Source organism: Bradyrhizobium sp. WSM4872, assembly GCF_055811715.1.
In genome coordinates this window covers 1-1,018 of record NZ_JBVVPT010000069.1, presented here as the reverse complement: position 1 = coordinate 1,018, position 1,018 = coordinate 1, and the positions used below count along the sequence as shown (strand labels likewise).

General features: G+C 62.3%; 1 pseudogene. It reads left to right on the top strand.

Going from position 1 to position 1,018, the window contains the following annotated elements:
* Nucleotides 1-66: 66 nt before the first annotated feature.
* Nucleotides 67-1,018: pseudogene (locus AC0L3C_RS36145) on the top strand (IS3 family transposase); the annotation flags it as partial.

Below are 1,018 nucleotides of genomic sequence, written 5' to 3'. Positions count from 1 at the left end.
CTTGACCTTGCCCCACGGGCTTAATCCAGTTTGAAGTTCGCTCTGGCCCAAGACGAGGACCAGAGCATGAAGCGCAATCGTTTTACGGAAGAGCAGATCATCGGGATCTTGAAGGAGCACGAGGCCGGGGTTTCGGTGGCCGATCTGTGCCGCAAGCACGGCGTCAGCGACGCCAGCATCTACAAATGGAAGGCCAAGTTCGGCGGGATGGACGTCTCCGAGGCCAAGCGGCTCAGGACGCTGGAGGACGAGAACACGAAGCTGAAGCGGCTCTTGGCCGACGCCATGCTGGACAATGCGGCGCTGAAGGACCTCCTGGGAAAGAAGTGGTGACGCCCGCGGGGAAACGGAAAGCTGTTGATCATCTGGTGGATGCCCACGGGATGAGCGAACGGCGGGCGTGTAAAGCCATCGGCTGCTGCCGCATGACCATGAGATATCAGACGACCCGGGCTGACGATGCCAACCTTCGCCAGCGCATGAGGGCGATTGCCCAGGAACGCCGCCGCTTCGGCTACCGGCGGCTGCATGTTCTGCTCAAGCGGGAGGGATATCTGATCAACCACAAAAAGATCTTCCGGCTCTATCGGGAAGAGAAGCTGACGGTGCGCCGCCGTGGTGGCCGCAAGCGGGCGATCGGGACCAGGGCGCCGATGCTGGTTCCGATGAAGTCGAACGACCGGTGGTCACTCGACTTCGTGTCGGACCAGCTGACCGACGGCCGCCGCTTCCGCATCCTGACCGTCGTCGATGATTGTACCCGTGAGTGCTTGGCGCTGGTGGCCGACACCTCGCTCTCCGGCGTTCGCGTGGCGCGGGAACTGGACCGGTTGATGATCGAGCGCGGCAAGCCCAGGATGGTGGTCAGCGACAACGGCAGCGAACTCACCAGCAACGCCATTCTCGCATGGGCCGACCAGAGCCGTGTCGCATGGCACTATATCGCGCCGGGCAAACCCATGCAGAACGCCTTCATCGAGAGCTTCAACGGCCGGCTGCGGGATGAGCTGTTGAACGA